Source organism: Nocardioides sp. NPDC057772 (assembly GCF_042798075.1).
Classification (GTDB): Bacteria; Actinomycetota; Actinomycetes; order Propionibacteriales; family Nocardioidaceae; genus Nocardioides.
Genome location: NZ_JBHVKN010000302.1, coordinates 3,471 through 4,134 on the forward strand (window position 1 = coordinate 3,471; position 664 = coordinate 4,134).

General features: G+C 76.4%; 1 protein-coding gene. It reads right to left on the bottom strand.

Translation table 11 applies throughout. The features are described 5' to 3' along the window. Window positions 1-104: 104 nt before the first annotated feature. Window positions 105-664 (bottom strand): MFS transporter (locus ACFVJS_RS26670; RefSeq protein WP_378886579.1); only part of this gene is annotated, 560 nt, incomplete at its 5' end.

A 664-nucleotide genomic window follows, 5' to 3' on the forward strand; every position in this document is an offset into this window, starting at 1 on the left:
AACACCTCCACCCCGTCCGCCCCCCTCTACTCGTTGCACACCACCCCCGGCTCCCGCGCCGCGGCCGGCGGGGGCGCCCGGCGCCCCCCCCCCCCCCGACCGGCTCAGCCCGACCGGCGAGCGACGTACGCAGCCCCGAACAGCACCGCGACCAGGGCGATCGTGCCGAGCGCCAGCGCCGGATATCCGGCCAGGTCGACGACGACCCCCGACAACGCCCCCGCACCCGCGGCGGCGACACCCATGATCAGGTCGGCGCTGCCCTGGACGTCGGCGCGGACCTCGAGCGGCGTGTGGTCGGCGACAGAGGTCGCCGCCGCGATCGTGGCCAGCGACCAGCCCAGACCGAGCAGGAAGAGCCCGGCGAAGATCCGCCCCGAGCTGCCCTGCGGCGCCGCGGCGCACAGGACCAGGGCCACCAGGAGCACCCCGCCGCCGAGGGCCATCACGTCGGCCCGGCCCACCCGGTCGGCGAGCCAGCCGGCGACCGGCGCGAAGGCGAACATGCCCAGCACGTGACCGCTGATCACCAAGCCGATGACCTCCAGCCCGGCGCCGCCGTGCTCCATGTGGAGCGGGGTCATCACCATCACCGCCACCATCGTGGCGTGCGCCGCGGCCTGGCCGGTGACCGCTGCCGTGAGCGCCGGGCGCTCCCCGATCG